This window comes from Peribacillus sp. N1, assembly GCF_054600815.1.
On the sequence record NZ_BAAHZO010000166.1, the window covers coordinates 1 to 228 of the forward strand.

The window sequence follows — 228 nt, forward strand, 5'->3', positions numbered from 1 at the left end:
ACTTTCCAATCGTTTTGTTTCATTTTTTTACGTAGAGATATCGACCGTATCGGATTTAATATAAACTTCTCGATATTGGATACGACTTATCAGCAATCGGTCTTAAAACAAATCATGAAAGACCGTAATATGGATACAAAAAAATATGATTATAGTGCCATTTTGGGTAGCATCAGTTCAGCGAAAATTGAATTGGTCGGGCCGGAAGTGTACCTGAAGACGGCGTCT

At 36.8% G+C, this 228-nt stretch carries 1 protein-coding gene; it reads left to right on the forward strand.

Features of this window, described 5'->3' with window-relative positions:
• Window positions 1-228: UvrD-helicase domain-containing protein (locus tag ACYP5M_RS26920; RefSeq protein WP_459735771.1), on the forward strand; the 228-nt coding region annotated here is incomplete at both ends.